Origin of the sequence: Pseudomonas sp. B329 (assembly GCF_023127835.1) — a bacterium.
In the GTDB taxonomy this organism is placed as follows: domain Bacteria; phylum Pseudomonadota; class Gammaproteobacteria; order Pseudomonadales; family Pseudomonadaceae; genus Aquipseudomonas; species Aquipseudomonas synxantha_A.
The window spans coordinates 1-15176 of the sequence record NZ_SPKP01000028.1; the positions used below are offsets into that span (position 1 = coordinate 1).

The following is a 15176-nucleotide window of genomic DNA, read 5'->3' on the forward strand; positions in this document are numbered from 1 at the left end:
GAACCAATATCAGCCGTTACCCAAATAACGGATATGTACTCGGTCTGATCCAACATCCTGGTCGGCCCTGAGGCAGCCATCGGGAGCAAGCCCCCTCCCACATGTGGAGCACATGCGGCTCAGAACGCCAGCTTGTACCCCACCGCCATCAACATGACCGCCAGGCACGGGCGTAAGACGCTGTCGGAGATCTTGCCGGTCATATGGCTGCCGAAGTAGATCCCCGGCAACGAGCCCATCAGCAAGAAGCCCAGCAGATGCCAGTCCATATTGCCCATGCTCGCGTGGCCCAGGCCCGCCACCAGGGTCAGGGGCACGGCATGGGCAATTTCGGTGCCCACCAGACGGCGCGTGGCCAGGAACGGATACAGGATAAACAGCGCCACCGTGCCGAGGGCCCCGGCGCCAATGGACGTCAGGGCTACCATGGTGCCAAGGACCGCGCCGGTCACCACGGTCAGGGCGTTCAGGTTGCGCGGGCGCATGTGGTAGTCATCACCGGCATGTCGCTGAGCAAAGGCCAACAGGCTTTTCTTGAACAGGATCGCCAATGCGGTCAGCAACAGCACAAAGCCCAGCGCCTGCTTGATCACCGCATTCATCGCGCTGGGGTCGGTGTGCAGGCTGGCCAGGAACCACAACGTCAAAAGCACCGCCGGCACACTGCCCAAGGTCAGCCAGCCAGTGATGGTCCAGTCGATGTTGCGGTTCTTGCTGTGCACCAGCACACCACCGGACTTGGTGATGGCGGCATACAGCAAGTCAGTGCCCACCGCCGTGGCCGGATTGATACCGAACCACAACAGAATCGGCGTCATCAGGGAGCCTCCACCGACACCGGTCATGCCGACGATAAAACCAACGATCAGGCCGGCAACCACGAAACCAATATTACCCACATCCATTACAGCTACCTGCGGCCTTATAAATTTCTGGGCGCAGGATAGCGATTTTTCTTATAACCACTTATATCAATATGATCTGACTTTATGCCTTTTCTGCCAGACGATGGCAGACATAGGGCTGAATCTGATACCGGAACGCTACAGTGTCACGCCCACGCAGCGCTGGGTGTGTGTCGATCAACTCGCACAATGGCTCGGTCGCCGTGGCCTTTTGCGCGGCTGGTAGCGCCGCGATGAAGCTTACCGACAGGAAGCGATCCATGATCACTTCCTGGGGTTGCCACATGCTGATACGCAAAACAGCTCATTTCAGGTGCGGAAAAGTACTCACCCGTGAAGGCTTCGCGCCAACGCCCTGTATGAAAACGCGGCGTGTCGCCTCATAGGGCGGGTGCGGGCGCACAGTGTGCGCCCTCTGAAGTTTATTTTCTAACCGGTGCATCCAATCGGGCGTGTCGCGTGTAGTCCTTGCAGTCACCCCGCTGTTTTACTCAAATGGAGCACTACCCATGAACGCTAAAACACTGTTCTGCTTCGCGGCTGCACTCACCGCCGCGCCTGCGATTTTCGCCCAGACCGGCTTGCCTGAAAGTATCAAGGTGCCCGACGGGCACAAGATTACGATGGAAACCACCGGGGTCGGCGAAATCACCTACGAATGCCGTGACAAAGCCAACGCCGTCGGCCAGACCGAGTGGTTCTTTGTCGGCCCCAAAGCCGTGTTGAATGACCGCAGCGGCAAGCCGGTGGGCAGCTACTTCGGCCCGCCCGCCACCTGGCAAGCCCAGGACGGCTCGAAAATCACCGGTACCCAACTGGCGGTAGCACCTTCAAGTGCAGGCAACCTGCCCTATCAACTGGTCAAGGCCAACCCGGCTGAAGGTAAAGGTGCCATGAGCGGGGTGAGTTACATCCAGCGGGTCGCCCTCAAAGGCGGTGTGGCGCCTAGCAGCGAATGCACGGTGGCGAACAAAGGCCAGCAGGCTGTGGTGAAGTATCAGGCCGACTACATCTTCTGGGCGGCCAACTGAGCAAACTCGGCTACGCTGTCTGTGGCGAGTGCGCTCGCCACAGGACTCAGCCATTTTAAGGATGCCGTGTTTGTTTGATTATCAAGCCTGCCTGGCGGCATGTGCCCGTGGCGACCAACGCGCCTTGCGCCAACTCTATGCCGAGGACAGCAGCCGCTTGCTTGGCGTGGCGTTGCGCATTGTGCGTGACAAAGCCCTGGCCGAAGATGTCGTGCATGACGCGTTTATCAAGGTCTGGCGCGGCGCTGGCAGTTTCGACCCAAGCCGCGGTTCGGCACGGGGCTGGGTGTTCAGCATCACCCGGCACCTGGCGCTCAATGCCGTGCGCAATCACTACCGGGAAGTGGCATTGAGCGATGAACACGAGCAGCTCGCCGCCGCCAATGACAGCTTCGAATTCAGCGCCCGAGAAGGCCAGGTGTACAACTGCCTGGAACAACTCGACCCGACCCGTCGCACGTGCATTCTTCACGCCTATGTCGACGGTTATTCCCACAACGAAATCGCCCGGAAACTGGACACGCCCCTGGGCACCGTCAAAGCCTGGATCAAACGGAGCCTCGTCGCGCTGCGCGAGTGCATGGCATGAGCAACCCACTGGATGAACTCGCCAGCGAATACGTGCTGGGCACCCTGCCCGCCAACCAACGCGCCGAGGTCGAGCAACGCTTGAAACATGACAGCGAGCTGCGTGCGGCGGTGGATGCCTGGGAACAGCGTCTGCTCCCACTGACCGCCTTGGCCGAGCCCGTGCCGCCGTCCGCACAGCTGTGGCGGCGCATTGAACACAGCACGGCAAACCAGGATGCCGGCGTGCCTTGGTGGAACCTGCTGTCGCTCTGGCGTGGATTGGCTGGCGCAGGTTTGGTGACCACACTGGTGTTGGCCGCACTGTTGCTGACCCGCCCGCCCGTAGCCGACTCGACGTTTGTGGTGGTGTTGGTTGCGCCACAGAGCCAGACACCCGGTTGGGTGATCCAGGCCAGCCATGACCAACAGATCCAACTGATTCCGCTAGGCGTAATGGAAGTACCGAACGACAAAGCCCTGCAGTTCTGGACCAAAGGCGATGGCTGGCAGGCTCCGGTGTCGTTGGGGCTGGTCAAGCCAGGGCAAACGCTCTCGGTACCGCTGGACAAGCTGCCGCCGCTTGCGCCCAACCAGCTGTTCGAGCTGACCCTGGAAGACCCGCGTGGCTCGCCGACCGGTAAACCGACCGGGCCGATCCAGGCCATCGGCCGCGCGGTCAAAGTGCTCTGATCAGCTTGCGCTGGGCAACCACACCCGAAACCGCGCTCCGCCCAGAGGCGAGGCCAGGGCTGTCAAGGTGCCGCCCTGGGCCTCCAGGGCACGTCGGCTGATCGCCAGGCCCAGGCCGAAGCCGCCGGTGGCACGGTCGCGGCTGCGGTCCAGGCGGTAGAACGGTTCGAAGATGCGCTCGCGCTGGTCCATCGGTATGCCGATGCCGTCGTCGTCCACCCAGATTTCGCAGCCGTTGGGACACACCTTGACCCCCACCTGAATGCGTTTGTCGCAATAGCGCGTCGCGTTGCGCAGCAGGTTCTGCAAGGCGCGGGCGGTAAGGCGCGGGTCGAGGCTGAAGCGCTCCACGGTGCAGTCGAGCGCCACGTCGATGACAATCTCGGGGTTTTCCAGCTCGTCGTCGACGCTGCCCAGCACGCTGTCGATAAACTCATCGAGCGCCACCTCGACCCGTTCGGGCAATTGCGCAGGATTTTGCAGGCGGCTGTAGGACAGCAATTCCAGCACCAGTTCATCCAGCTCGCGAATATGCGCCACCAGGCTTTGCAGACGCTCGCGACTGGCCTGGGGCAAGTCTTCGGAGAGCGCCAGCGCCAGGCCGAAATCCAGGCGGGTGAGCGGTGTGCGCAGTTCATGGGAGACCGCATTGAGCAAGTCGCGCTGCTGGTTCAGCAGGTGCTCGATATCGTCGGCCATGGTGTCGAACACCGTCGCCAGGCTGCCGATGCTGGAGCTGGGCGGAAGGCGCGTGCGCTCTCCAAGGTGGCCCTTGCCCAACAGCGCGGCGGTGCTTTTGAGGCGCTCCAGGTCACGCCAGTGCGGGCGCAGCCACACCAGCAGGCACGCCAGCAGCGCCGCGCCGATCAGCACGTTCATCGACCAGTACAGCAGGTTCATGTCCAGCGGGTCCGGCGGAATGGTCAGCTTGACCGCGAACTGCTGGTTGATCGGCGAGCTGATTTCTTCCATCCAGCCCCACTCGCCCAGGCGGATCACCGACTTGCCTTGCTCCAGCAGTTGTTCTTCCTGCGGCGTATAGCGAGCGTCCTGACGCAGCAACAGTTCAACCTTCAATGGCGCAAAATCGCGACTCAACTGGTCGGTCACCTGGGACCAGTGCTCCACCGGTGCGCGCTGGTATTGCTTGACCATCAGCTTTTGCAGGCCACGGGACTGTTCGATGTTGTAGTCCATGTAGCGGTGTTCGAACAGTTGGATCACCAGCTTGGGAATCAGAAAGATGGCTGCACTGTAGGTGACGATAGTGATCAGGTAGAGGCGTAGCAGTACACGGAACATGGTTCAGCATTCCCACTCGGAGCGGCTGAACAGATAACCCTTGCCCCACACGGTCTTGATCTTGCGCGCCTCGCCGGCGTGGTCGTCGAACTTGCGCCGCAACTTGGAAATGGCCACGTCCACCGAGCGATCGGTACCGTTGAACTCGATGCCGCGAAGGCGTTGCAGGATCTGGTCGCGGCTGAGCACTTCACCGGCGTGGCGCGCCAGTACCACCAGCAGGTTGTATTCGCCGCTGGACAGCTCCACCGCCTGCTCGCGCCAGGTAACGGTGCGTTCCGACAGGTCGATACACAGGTTGCCCATGATGATCCGGTCGTTGGCCACCTGGGGCTCGGACAGGCTGCTACGGCGCAGCAGCGTGCGCACCCGGGCCAGCAGCACGCGCGGCTCGCAGGGTTTGGTCACATAATCGTCGGCCCCCATTTCCAGGCCCAGCACCTGGTCGTGGCTGTCGTCGCGGGCGGTCAGCATCAGGATCGGCAGGCCCGCCGAGTCGGCGCGCAGCAGGCGGCAGACTTGCAGGCCGTCGAGGCCCGGCAACATCAGGTCGAGGATCACCAGGTCCGGCGGGTTGAGACGCGCACGTTCGCGTACGTGGTCGCCGCGGCTGAGCACACTGACGTGATAGCCATTGCGTTCCAGGTAGCTGGCGATCAGCTCGGAGAGTGCGGCGTCGTCTTCGACCAGAAGGATGTTGGGCATAGGGTGTTTCCAGAAAATACACTGATAAGTCGTACACAAATCCCATGTGGGAAGGGGCTTGCTCCCTCCCACATTTGATCTTCATTGTAAGCAAGGTTGTGCAAGGATATACGCCCCCGACGCCACGCGCGCCGTACCTTACACTTCTTCACACACGACCTACACAGCTTCACAGCACCACGGCGCAGGTGACTTTAGGATGCGCCAGTCAATATTGGGATAAGAGCATGTCGAAGAATCTATTTGCGCCGTTTTGCCTGTTGGCCCTCACACTGGCGCTGAGCGCGTGTGGTCAGTCTGCAGACGAGGCGCCGGAAATGCCCCTGGCCAAAGTGCGCATCGAAACCCTGCAGGCCAAGCCCCTGTCCATTACCAGCGAACTGAGCGGGCGTATCGCCGCGCCGCGCATTGCCGAAGTGCGTGCCCGAGTGGCCGGTGTGGTCATGCAGCGTGTGTTCAAGGAAGGTCACGATGTGAAACAGGGCGACGTGCTGTTCCGCATCGACCCGGCGCCCTTCAAGGCTGACCTGGACAGCGCCCAGGCCAACCTGAGCAAGGCCGAAGCCAATGCGTTCCAGGCCCGCCTGCAAGAGCAGCGCTACAGCCAGTTGGTCGAAGGCAACGCCATCAGCGGCCAGGAATACGACAACGCCCGTGCCGCGCTACGCCAGGCCAACGCCGAAATCGCCGCCAACAAGGCCGCCGTCGAGCGTGCCAAGTTGAACCTGGGCTATGCCACCGTGACCGCGCCGATTTCCGGGCGCATCGGCCGTGCCCTGGTGACCGAAGGCGCGCTGGTCGGCCAGAACGAAGCCACGCCGCTGGCGATCATCCAGCAACTGGACCCGATCCACGCCGACCTCACCCAGTCCACCCGCGAGTTGAACGACCTGCGCCGCGCCTTTCGTGCCGGCAGCCTGAAACAGGTCGGCCAGGACCAGGCCAAGGCCACCCTGATCCAGGACGACGGCAGCCTGTACCCGTTGCCGGGCAAACTGCTGTTCGCCGAGATCAGCGTTGACCCGGGCACCGGGCAAATCACGCTGCGCAGCGAGTTCCCCAACCCGGACCTCGACCTGTTACCCGGCAGTTTCGTACGGGTGCGCCTGGAGCAGGCCGTGGACAAGCAAGGCATCAGCGTGCCGCAACGTGCCATCACCCGTGACAGCGCCGGCATCCCGATGGTGTTGCTGCTGGACGCCGAGCAGACCGTCAGCCAGCAGCCGGTGGAATTGGGCGCGGTGATCGAAGATCGCTGGATTGTCAGCAGCGGCCTCAAGCCCGGCGACCGCATCATCGTCGAGGGCCTGCAACACGCGCGCCCCGGTGAAAAAGTTGAAGTGGACGACAGCCCGCTCGTAAAGGAATAACCCGTCATGCCGCAGTTCTTTATTGACCGCCCGATTTTTGCCTGGGTGGTGGCCCTGTTTATCCTGCTGGCTGGCTTCCTGGCGATCCCGCAGTTGCCGGTAGCCCAGTACCCCAACGTCGCGCCACCGCAGGTGGAAATCTATGCGGTGTACCCGGGTGCCTCGGCCCAGACCCTGGATGAAAGCGTGGTCAGCCTGATCGAGCAAGAGCTCAACGGTGCTGATCACCTGCTGTATTTCGAATCCCAGAGCAGCCTGGGTTCGGCCACCATTACCGCGACCTTCCAGCCGGGTACCAACCCGGAAATGGCCCAGGTGGATGTGCAGAACCGCCTCAAGGTGGTCGAGCCGCGCCTGCCGCAAGCGGTAACCCAGCAAGGCTTGCAGGTGGAAAAAGTCTCCGCCGGCTTCCTGTTGCTGGTGACCTTGACCTCCAGCGACGGCAAGCTCGATGACGTTGCGCTCAGCGATTACCTGGCGCGCAACGTGATGAACGAACTCAAGCGCCTGGACGGCGTCGGCAAGGCCCAGCTGTATGGCGCCGAGCGGGCGATGCGTATCTGGATCGACCCGCAGAAGCTGATCGGTTTCAACCTCACGCCGGCAGACGTCAATGCTGCAATCAGTGCGCAGAACGCCCAGGTCTCGGCAGGCAGCATTGGTGACTTGCCGGGCACCAACACCCAGGAAATCACTGCGGCGATCCTGGTCAAGGGGCAATTGTCGACCCCGGCGGAGTTCGCCGACATTGTCCTCAAGGCCAACCCCGACGGCTCCACCGTGCGCATCGGCGATGTGGCGCGCGTGGAAGTCGGCAGCCAGGAATACCAGTTCTCAACCCGTCTGAACGGCAAGCCCTCCACCGCCGTCAGCGTGCAGCTGTCGCCGGGCGCCAACGCGCTGAGCACCGCGACCCTGGTGCGGGCGAAGATGGACGAACTGTCGCGCTACTTCCCGGCCAATGTGGAATACAAGATCCCCTACGACACCTCGCCGTTCGTCAAGGTCTCGATCACCAAGGTGGTCTACACCTTGCTTGAGGCCATGGCGCTGGTGTTTGCGGTGATGTTCCTGTTCCTGCAGAACGTGCGCTACACCCTGATCCCCACGCTGGTGGTGCCGATTGCACTGATGGGCACCTTTGCCACCATGTTGCTGCTGGGCTTCTCGATCAACGTACTGACCATGTTCGGCATGGTGCTGGCCATCGGCATACTGGTGGACGATGCCATCGTGGTAGTGGAAAACGTCGAACGCATCATGGCCACCGAGGGCTTGTCACCCAAGGACGCGACGAAAAAAGCCATGGGCCAGATCACCGGTGCCATCGTCGGTATCACCCTAGTGCTGGTGGCGGTGTTCCTGCCGATGGCGTTCATGCCCGGTTCTGTGGGGGTGATCTACCAGCAGTTCTCGCTGTCGATGGCCACCTCGATCCTGTTCTCGGCGTTCCTGGCCCTGACCTTGACGCCGGCCCTGTGCGCCACCTTGCTCAAGCCGATTGCCAAGGGCGAGCACCATGCCAAGGGTGGCTTCTTCGGCTGGTTCAACCGACGCTTCGAGCAACTCACCGACCGTTATGAAGGCTGGGTGGCCTATGCCCTCAAGCGCAGCGGCCGCTACCTGCTGATCTACCTGGTATTGCTGGTGGGCATGGGGCTGTTGTTCAGCCGCCTGCCCTCCTCGTTCCTGCCGGTGGAAGATCAGGGCTACACCATCACCGATATCCAGCTGCCGCCGGGTGCCAGCAAGAACCGCACGGTGCAGGTGGCCGAACAGATCGAAGCGCACAACGCAGGCGAGCCTGGGGTGGGCGACACCACCATGATCATGGGCTTCAGTTTCTCCGGTTCCGGACAGAACGCGGCGCTGGCATTTACCACGCTCAAGGACTGGTCGGAACGCGGCAGTGATGATTCGGCAGCGTCGATTGCCGACCGCGCCAACATGGCCTTCAGCGAACTCAAGGATGCGATTGCCTATGCCGTCCTGCCACCGCCGGTAGACGGCCTCGGCACCTCCAGTGGTTTCGAGTTCCGCCTGCAGGACCGTGGCGGCGTTGGCCACGCCGGGTTGATGGCTGCGCGTACCGAACTGCTGGACGCTGCGGCAAAAAGCCCGATCCTGGCCAACGTGCGCGAAAGCGCCCTGGCCGAAGCCCCGCAAGTGCAACTGGAAGTCGACCGCAAGCAAGCCAATGCCTTGGGCGTGTCGTTTGCCGACGTCGGCAATGTGCTCTCCTCGGCGATTGGTTCGGCGTATATCAATGACTTCCCCAACCAGGGCCGTATGCAGCGGGTGGTGGTGCAGGCCGAAGGCGACCAGCGCAGCCAGGTGGCCGACCTGATGAAGATCAACGTGCGCAACAACGCCGGCAAGATGGTGCCGCTGTCGGCCTTTGTCGAAGCCAAGTGGACCCAGGGCCCGACGCAGTTGACCCGCTACAACGGCTACCCAGCCATCGCCATCAGCGGTGAAGCGGCGCCGGGGCACAGCACCGGCGAGGCCATGGAAGAAATCCAGCGCCTGGTCAGCCAGTTGCCCGCCGGGCTGGGCCAGGAATGGACCGGGTTGTCCTTGCAGGAGCGCTTGTCCGGCTCCCAGGCACCGTTGCTGTTGGGCCTGTCCTTGCTGATCGTGTTCCTGTGCCTGGCCGCGCTGTATGAAAGCTGGTCGATCCCGACCTCGGTGTTGCTGGTGGTGCCGCTGGGCGTACTGGGAGCGGTGCTGGCGGTGTCCTTGCGCGGGATGCCCAACGACGTGTTCTTCAAGGTCGGCCTGATCACCATCATCGGCCTGTCGGCGAAAAACGCGATCCTGATCATCGAGTTCGCCAAGGACCTGTATGACCAGGGCGAGGACTTGATCGACGCCACCTTGAAGGCGGCGCGGTTGCGACTGCGACCGATCATCATGACCTCGCTGGCGTTTATCCTCGGCGTGGTGCCGCTGGCAATTGCCACCGGGGCCAGTTCGGCCAGCCAGCAGGCAATTGGTACCGGTGTGATTGGCGGGATGATCACGGCGACCTTGGCGGTGGTGTTTGTGCCGGTGTTCTTTGTGGTGGTGATGAAGCTGGTGCGCAAGCGCCACAAAGCGCAATAATCCCGCCGCACGCGATAAAAAATGTGGGAGGGGGCTTGCTCCCGATTGCAATGTGTCAGCCAGCCTATTTGGCACTGATACACCGCAATCGGGAGCAAGCCCCCTCCCACAGGATCAGGTACAGTCTGCTCAACTATCGCCAGCTGTGACCAACCATGTCCTTCCTCGCCCGCACCCACCCTCGCCTCTCGTCTGCCGCCGTACTGGGCCTTGCCGTGGGCATTCTGGTACCGGCTGACACCCTTGCCAGCAAAATCCTGATCGGCTGGAACGCCGGGGTCTGGACCTACCTGATACTGATGCTGTGGTTGACCATTTGCGCCAAGGCCGAAGACGTCAAGCGCATCGCCGAAATCGAAGACGAGAACGCCGGCCTGGTGCTGTTCATGGTGTGCATTGCCGCCATCGCCAGCCTGGCGACCATCACCTTCGAACTGGTGGGCAGCAAGGACCTGGCTGCTTCCGAGCGCCTGCTGCACTACGGTTTTACCGGGCTGACGGTGATCGGCTCGTGGCTATTGATCGGGGTGATTTTCAGCGTGCACTACGCCAGGCTCTATTACACTTGGCCAGGCAAGGAGCCCGCCCTACGTTTTGCCGAAGGCTTGCTCACGCCCAACTATTGGGACTTCCTGTACTTTTCCTTCACCATCGGCGTAGCGGTACAAACCTCGGATGTGGGCGTCGCCACCCGTGGCCTGCGCAAGGTGGTGCTGGGGCAGTCGTTGATCGGTTTTTTGTTCAACACTGCTATTCTGGGCTTTTCGATCAACATCGCCGCCGGGTTGTTTGGCTAGACTGCACAAACCTTCTAGACGCCCACCCCGGTGTTGCCGCTAATAGCCCTTCACTTTCCGCCTCGGTGTTGTATGCCTGCGCACAATTGGATCGACTTGTCCCAGGACGCCGACACCGGTATCGAGACCCTGCGCGCGCATTTCGAAGGCCATGCGTATGACCCCCATTGGCACGACAGCTACCTGGTGGGCGTCACCGAACAAGGCGTGCAGCAATTCAACTGCCGGCGCATGCGCCATGACAGCGTGCCGGGGCAGGTATTCCTGCTGGAGCCTGGAGAACTCCACGACGGCAATGCCCCGACGGTCGACGGCTTCACTTACCGCATGCTCTACCTTGACCCGCAGTGGCTGGAACGGGAAATCGCCAGTGTCTTCGAGGAAGCACCCGCCCATCATCAGTTGAGTTTCGCCCGCACCTTGGCCAGCGATCCACGCCTGGCCCTGGCCACCAGTCAGGCGTTTGAGAGTTTGCACCACGGCGAACTGCGGATCGTGCGGCAGAGCGCGCTGGACTACTTGCTGGAACGCCTCACCGGCCAGCTCTATTGGCGCATGCGCTACCGCGATGACCCACGTTTGCCGCAGGTGGCGCACAAGGCCCGGGAATACCTGCACGCCCATCTGCATCAGGACGTCGGCATGGATGAACTCGGGCTGGCCTGCGGCGTCGACCGCTTTCGCCTGAGCCGCGCGTTCAAGAGCGCCTTCGGCCTGCCGCCCCACGCGTATCTGGTGCAACTGCGCCTGGCCCGTGCCCGGTATCTATTGGCCAAGGGCGATCAACCGGCAGACGTGGCGATGGCCCTGGGTTTCGCCGATCAAAGTCATTTGGGCCGCTGGTTCATGCGGGCTTATGGGCTGACACCGGCCGCGTACCGCAAACGCTGCACAAATCTTCCAGACCGGTAACGCCCGGGCTTGTGAAGATGGGCGCTCTAAATGAGCTCGCCGGAGTCCCCCGTCATGCTGTCCACGTTCGTGCCTTTCATGCTGTTCGCCTTTGTCGCCTCCATCACCCCCGGCCCGACCAATATCCTGGTGCTGAGCAACAGCGCCCGTTACGGCTTCAAGGCTGCATTGCCCATTATTCTGGGGGCTGGTGTGGGGGCGTCGGGGATTGTGCTGCTGGTGGGTTCCGGTGTGGGCCAGTCGCTGGCGCAGATGCCCAGAGTGCAAACGGCGATGCAGTGGGTCGGCATGGCCTGGCTAAGTTACCTGGCCTGGCAGATCTTCAGCGCACCGCCGCATGTCATAGGGGAGCAATCTGCGCACAGGCGACTCGGCCTGTTCGGCTCAGCGTGCTTGCAGCTGATAAACCCCAAGACCTGGATGATGGCACTCGCTGTGGTCAGCGTATTTGCCGGCAACGGTGCAGAGCAGCAAAAACGGATACTGTCTTTGTCACTGATATTTTTTTTGATATCGCTGCCTTGCCTCAGCGCCTGGGCAGTCTTGGGGGCAGGCTCTAATCGATGGCTGGCGTCCCCCCATGCGCAGCGACGTTTCAATCAATGCATGGCGTTGTTGCTCATGAGTTCAACCTGGATAAGTACGATCATGTGAGATTCTTCGGTAGGGGATCTAAACAGAGTTAAATTTCCAGACTGTCATTCCTAACAGTAGACACGCCCGTCAAGAAGCATCTAATACATCGTACGCCCAAGCAAGCCGGGCGCCAGAGAGCCACACGCAGCAAGATTTGTATACTGTTAGTTTTGACAGTTTACGGCGTCGATGCACTGCTGTTACATGAACAAGGCAGAGCCCCACCGACCTCTGTTACTCGCACAATCATCAGCGATGGAGAAGCGATCATGACCGTACTAGCGCAACCGTTAACCTTGGCGCAACAAAAGGCATTACGTCCCAAACGAATTACTGCGACTGGCCTCTTCGAGGCGAAGGTCGATTTATCCCCCATCGAATTTCAAACCACCACCGTGGTGCACGACTTCGAACAAGCTGTCTATAGAATCAATGGCCGACACGCCGATAACTCAGTGACCATAAAAGAAATATTCATTCAGATACCCGATAACGTTCGGGTAGGCCAGGAGATCGACCTCGCAAAACAAGAGTTCACGAATGTTAAGGTCTGGTATTCAGTAAAGTTACCCCAGGATCATTATACAGTGAGCGCCATTGAGGGTACTTTGATCATTCGGGGACTCGCGGCCGGCGTCATTAAAATCAGAGGTACGCTGCATGCTACAACCGATCATGATGTTAACGGGCATGCGCACGTCCTGGACGTCGACTTCGACCTGACCAGTTGATGTTATTCGCAAAAAAAAGCGCCCGCATCTTTCGATACGGGCGTTGTTGTGTGTTACGTCTTTACCAGGTGTAACGCACCCCTACGTTAGCGCCCCAAGGCTGTTCAACCCGGCCGCCGCTGCTGTGCTCAAGGTCGGCATGCAGCTGCAGGTTCTGCGAGAGCTTCACCGCCATACCCGCCCCGAATTCGGCGCGAGAACCAGAGAGGTCGTTGTTGAACACATTGTTGTTCACCGAGACCTTATTGTTGTTGGCAAACTCATGCACCATCGCTGCGCGCAGATAAGGCTGCACGACACTGCCGGAGTCGAGCTGTATATCCCGCCCGACGGTCGCGCCGGCCTTGGCCATGATCGACCGCGTACGCTCACCCTTGGCTTCCAAGCCATTATCCAGGCTGTAATTGGCACCCTGGATCACCACCGTAGACATTTGCGCGTAAGGTTCGATAAAGAACCCGTCGTCCAGCTTGATGTTACGACCGAACTCAGCCGACAGGCCGCCACCGGTATTGTTGTACTTGCCCTTGGATGAGGTGCCGTCACTCAGGCCCACCTTGGACTCATTCTGGAAGCGGTTAACCTTGGCCACCGCATCGAAATACAGGCCGCTCTCCTCGTCCAGCCAGGTCGCATACGCACCCAGGTAGTAACTCTTCACGTTCCCCGAGGTACCGCGCTTGAGGTTCAGGTCAGAGGTGCTGTGACCGGCCATTACGCCCACCAGCCACTGGCTGTCGGCCAAGGGTGTGTCTGCACCGAGGGTAAAGCCCCGCTGGTTCTGGCTGTAGCCAATCCCGGTGCTGTCGGACACTTCGTACTTGTTGCCATAACCGCGTATCCACACGCCCGCCTGTCCAGGCTCGAAACGCAGCTCGCCCATACGCGAACGCAGGGATGTCGCCTCGCCGTACCACACGGTCGGTGCGGTGTTGAACAGCGCCAATACCGAGCGGGTACCGGGGCTGATCACACGGTTGTTCGGGTCGAGGAACCAGTCGGTACCTTCCTTTTTCAGGCCATAGGAATAAGCGCCGACATCGACTACATCGCCCACCAGGGAAAACTGTGCATCACCGCCGCCGGTGTGAACGACGCGGATATCTTGCGGGTTGGTCGGTTCCGCACCGCTGGCTGCGAGCAACAGCTTGTGGTCGCCTTTGGCCTCGCCCTCGACGTTCAAGAAGTCCGTAATGCCACGGGCGAAATCGGTCCCCATGACGAAGGTGCCATTACCCTCAAGGCTGTCTACGTCCAACTGGTAGAACGCATCGGTATCACCGAACTTCACCGTACCGCCGGCGAGGCTCAAGGCGCCCACTTGGCTGTCGCCTGTCAACGCCCAATAAGACTGATCACCGACAGCTAGACTGGTGACATTCTGCAGTTGGCCCGTCAGCCCGGCACGGTTTTGCAAGCTCAAATGCGCCGTGCTGCCGTCCTCGACGATAACGTTGCCACGTAGGTCGCTGTTATCGACATTCATGCTCGCCACGGCGCCGCCGTTGACCTCCAGCAATGAGCCGTTACCGCCGATCAAGGTCGAGCCGTTGCGTATATCGATCTCAACGGCCATCGCCTCGCCGGGAAAACCATTGACGGCAATGGCGGCACCGCTGCGGCCTTCGACGCTGGAGTTATCCAATACCAACTTGCCCGTATTCGCGCTGTTGAGGTCATTGGTGAACACCACGCCGTTCTTGCCACCGATAATCCTGCTTTTTTGGCTGGCAGTTGCCGTTGCACCATCGAGCGACACGCCAAAACTATCGACGCCGGTACCTTCGACCAACGTGTGGTCGTTAAAGTGCAGCTCGCTGTTGCCAGTCGCCACTGCGCCACCGATGTGACCACGGATGGTGCTATTGAATACTTCGGCTACCCCGCCCTTGTCAGAGTCGTGACTCTGGAACGCTTGCAGACCCATGGTGGTATGGCTGGTGATGTTGCTGCCGTTAATAAGCGCATCGCTGTCATCCAGACGCACCGCACCAAACACTGCGTGGCTTGAATCAACGGTGGCGCCGTCGAGGCTCACTAAAGAGCCTTGGGTGGCTCGGATGTCATTGATGCGGCTGCCCGCATTGACAATCAGTGCCGAATCGTTGACCAGGATATGTTGGGCCCGAGCACCATTGACGGTCAGTTCAGATCTGAAATCCAGCTGCCAGTCATTATTGAGTTCGTTGCTTTCAATGGTTTTTGACTCACCAATCAGGTGGTCTGCCTGAGCGGTGGAATGCACAGCCGCAAACATCAAAAAAGTAATAGTTGGAACCTTCATCATCTTGCTCAAAGGTTTGAGCTCGAATTCAGTTAACAGTCGCATGTGAGTTCATCCTCTGGGGGGAGCCTTCGAAACGGTTTGGCTCGTTCCCTGGGAATGAAGCCTTACCGGTGCGGCGCAGAGGTTACGCAGCGA

General features: G+C 60.6%; 13 protein-coding genes and 1 pseudogene. 9 read left to right on the plus strand and 5 right to left on the minus strand.

Features of this window, described 5'->3' with window-relative positions:
• Nucleotides 1–119: 119 nt before the first annotated feature.
• Nucleotides 120–905: a sulfite exporter TauE/SafE family protein gene (locus E4P00_RS16255; protein ID WP_078821474.1), complete on the minus strand. Its 786-nt coding sequence runs from the start codon at nucleotides 903–905 to the stop codon at nucleotides 120–122.
• 82 nt (nucleotides 906–987) lie between these two features.
• A pseudogene (locus tag E4P00_RS16260) lies at nucleotides 988–1293 on the minus strand (SAM-dependent methyltransferase); the annotation flags it as partial.
• 121 nt (nucleotides 1294–1414) lie between these two features.
• Here E4P00_RS16260 and E4P00_RS16265 point away from each other — a divergent pair.
• From E4P00_RS16265 to E4P00_RS16275, 3 genes are all read left to right on the plus strand, one after another.
• Nucleotides 1415–1936, plus strand: coding sequence for a DUF3455 domain-containing protein (locus E4P00_RS16265; protein ID WP_078821475.1), 522 nt, complete (start codon nucleotides 1415–1417; stop codon nucleotides 1934–1936).
• A gap of 61 nt (nucleotides 1937–1997) precedes the next feature.
• Nucleotides 1998–2525, plus strand: a complete 528-nt coding sequence (locus tag E4P00_RS16270) for a sigma-70 family RNA polymerase sigma factor (RefSeq protein WP_103734303.1) — start codon at nucleotides 1998–2000, stop codon at nucleotides 2523–2525.
• Nucleotides 2522–3196: an anti-sigma factor gene (locus tag E4P00_RS16275; RefSeq protein WP_078821477.1), complete on the plus strand. Its 675-nt coding sequence runs from the start codon at nucleotides 2522–2524 to the stop codon at nucleotides 3194–3196. The genes E4P00_RS16270 and E4P00_RS16275 overlap by 4 nt, the downstream gene beginning before the upstream one ends.
• Here E4P00_RS16275 and E4P00_RS16280 read toward each other — a convergent pair whose 3' ends face one another.
• Together E4P00_RS16280 and E4P00_RS16285 are read right to left on the minus strand one after the other, a co-directional pair.
• The gene (locus tag E4P00_RS16280) at nucleotides 3197–4498 is read right to left on the minus strand and encodes an ATP-binding protein (RefSeq protein WP_078821478.1); all 1302 of its coding nucleotides are present in this window, start codon (nucleotides 4496–4498) and stop codon (nucleotides 3197–3199) included.
• A gap of 3 nt (nucleotides 4499–4501) precedes the next feature.
• Complete coding sequence (locus E4P00_RS16285; RefSeq protein ID WP_005788610.1) at nucleotides 4502–5203, minus strand: response regulator transcription factor; 702 nt, start codon at nucleotides 5201–5203, stop codon at nucleotides 4502–4504.
• A 227-nt stretch (nucleotides 5204–5430) separates the two neighbouring features.
• On the opposite strand from E4P00_RS16285, the gene E4P00_RS16290 reads away from it, so the two are divergent.
• The 6 genes from E4P00_RS16290 (at nucleotide 5431) to E4P00_RS16315 (ending at nucleotide 12754) form a co-directional block, all read left to right on the plus strand.
• A complete protein-coding gene (locus tag E4P00_RS16290) occupies nucleotides 5431–6573 on the plus strand; it encodes an efflux RND transporter periplasmic adaptor subunit (protein WP_248132145.1) in 1143 nt (380 codons plus the stop codon).
• A gap of 6 nt (nucleotides 6574–6579) precedes the next feature.
• Entirely contained in the window at nucleotides 6580–9678 is a 3099-nt protein-coding gene (locus tag E4P00_RS16295; protein ID WP_248132147.1) for an efflux RND transporter permease subunit, read from the plus strand.
• Between the two features lie 155 nt (nucleotides 9679–9833).
• Nucleotides 9834–10475, plus strand: a complete 642-nt coding sequence (locus E4P00_RS16300) for a DUF1345 domain-containing protein (RefSeq protein ID WP_248132149.1) — start codon at nucleotides 9834–9836, stop codon at nucleotides 10473–10475.
• A gap of 72 nt (nucleotides 10476–10547) precedes the next feature.
• Nucleotides 10548–11387, plus strand: a complete 840-nt coding sequence (locus E4P00_RS16305; RefSeq protein WP_032875816.1) for an AraC family transcriptional regulator — start codon at nucleotides 10548–10550, stop codon at nucleotides 11385–11387.
• Nucleotides 11388–11441: 54 nt separating this feature from the next.
• A complete protein-coding gene (locus E4P00_RS16310; RefSeq protein ID WP_032875818.1) occupies nucleotides 11442–12041 on the plus strand; it encodes a LysE family translocator in 600 nt (199 codons plus the stop codon).
• Between the two features lie 251 nt (nucleotides 12042–12292).
• A complete protein-coding gene (locus tag E4P00_RS16315) occupies nucleotides 12293–12754 on the plus strand; it encodes a hypothetical protein (RefSeq protein WP_032875821.1) in 462 nt (153 codons plus the stop codon).
• Between the two features lie 61 nt (nucleotides 12755–12815).
• Here E4P00_RS16315 and E4P00_RS16320 read toward each other — a convergent pair whose 3' ends face one another.
• Nucleotides 12816–15083 carry an autotransporter outer membrane beta-barrel domain-containing protein gene (locus tag E4P00_RS16320; RefSeq protein WP_078821483.1) on the minus strand — a complete coding sequence of 756 codons (2268 nt, stop codon included), beginning with the start codon at nucleotides 15081–15083 and terminating at the stop codon, nucleotides 12816–12818.
• Nucleotides 15084–15176: the final 93 nt, after the last annotated feature.

What these genes read in the sequence shown, in the direction of transcription:
- E4P00_RS16255 (WP_078821474.1), bottom strand. Translation starts at nt 905, where the DNA reads ATGGATGTGGGTAATATTGGTTTCGTGGTTGCCGGCCTGATCGTTGGT.
- E4P00_RS16265 (WP_078821475.1), top strand. Translation starts at nt 1,415, where the DNA reads ATGAACGCTAAAACACTGTTCTGCTTCGCGGCTGCACTCACCGCCGCG.
- E4P00_RS16270 (WP_103734303.1), top strand. Translation starts at nt 1,998, where the DNA reads ATGCCGTGTTTGTTTGATTATCAAGCCTGCCTGGCGGCATGTGCCCGT.
- E4P00_RS16275 (WP_078821477.1), top strand. Translation starts at nt 2,522, where the DNA reads ATGAGCAACCCACTGGATGAACTCGCCAGCGAATACGTGCTGGGCACC.
- E4P00_RS16280 (WP_078821478.1), bottom strand. Translation starts at nt 4,498, where the DNA reads ATGTTCCGTGTACTGCTACGCCTCTACCTGATCACTATCGTCACCTAC.
- E4P00_RS16285 (WP_005788610.1), bottom strand. Translation starts at nt 5,203, where the DNA reads ATGCCCAACATCCTTCTGGTCGAAGACGACGCCGCACTCTCCGAGCTG.
- E4P00_RS16290 (WP_248132145.1), top strand. Translation starts at nt 5,431, where the DNA reads ATGTCGAAGAATCTATTTGCGCCGTTTTGCCTGTTGGCCCTCACACTG.
- E4P00_RS16295 (WP_248132147.1), top strand. Translation starts at nt 6,580, where the DNA reads ATGCCGCAGTTCTTTATTGACCGCCCGATTTTTGCCTGGGTGGTGGCC.
- E4P00_RS16300 (WP_248132149.1), top strand. Translation starts at nt 9,834, where the DNA reads ATGTCCTTCCTCGCCCGCACCCACCCTCGCCTCTCGTCTGCCGCCGTA.
- E4P00_RS16305 (WP_032875816.1), top strand. Translation starts at nt 10,548, where the DNA reads ATGCCTGCGCACAATTGGATCGACTTGTCCCAGGACGCCGACACCGGT.
- E4P00_RS16310 (WP_032875818.1), top strand. Translation starts at nt 11,442, where the DNA reads ATGCTGTCCACGTTCGTGCCTTTCATGCTGTTCGCCTTTGTCGCCTCC.
- E4P00_RS16315 (WP_032875821.1), top strand. Translation starts at nt 12,293, where the DNA reads ATGACCGTACTAGCGCAACCGTTAACCTTGGCGCAACAAAAGGCATTA.
- E4P00_RS16320 (WP_078821483.1), bottom strand. Translation starts at nt 15,083, where the DNA reads ATGCGACTGTTAACTGAATTCGAGCTCAAACCTTTGAGCAAGATGATG.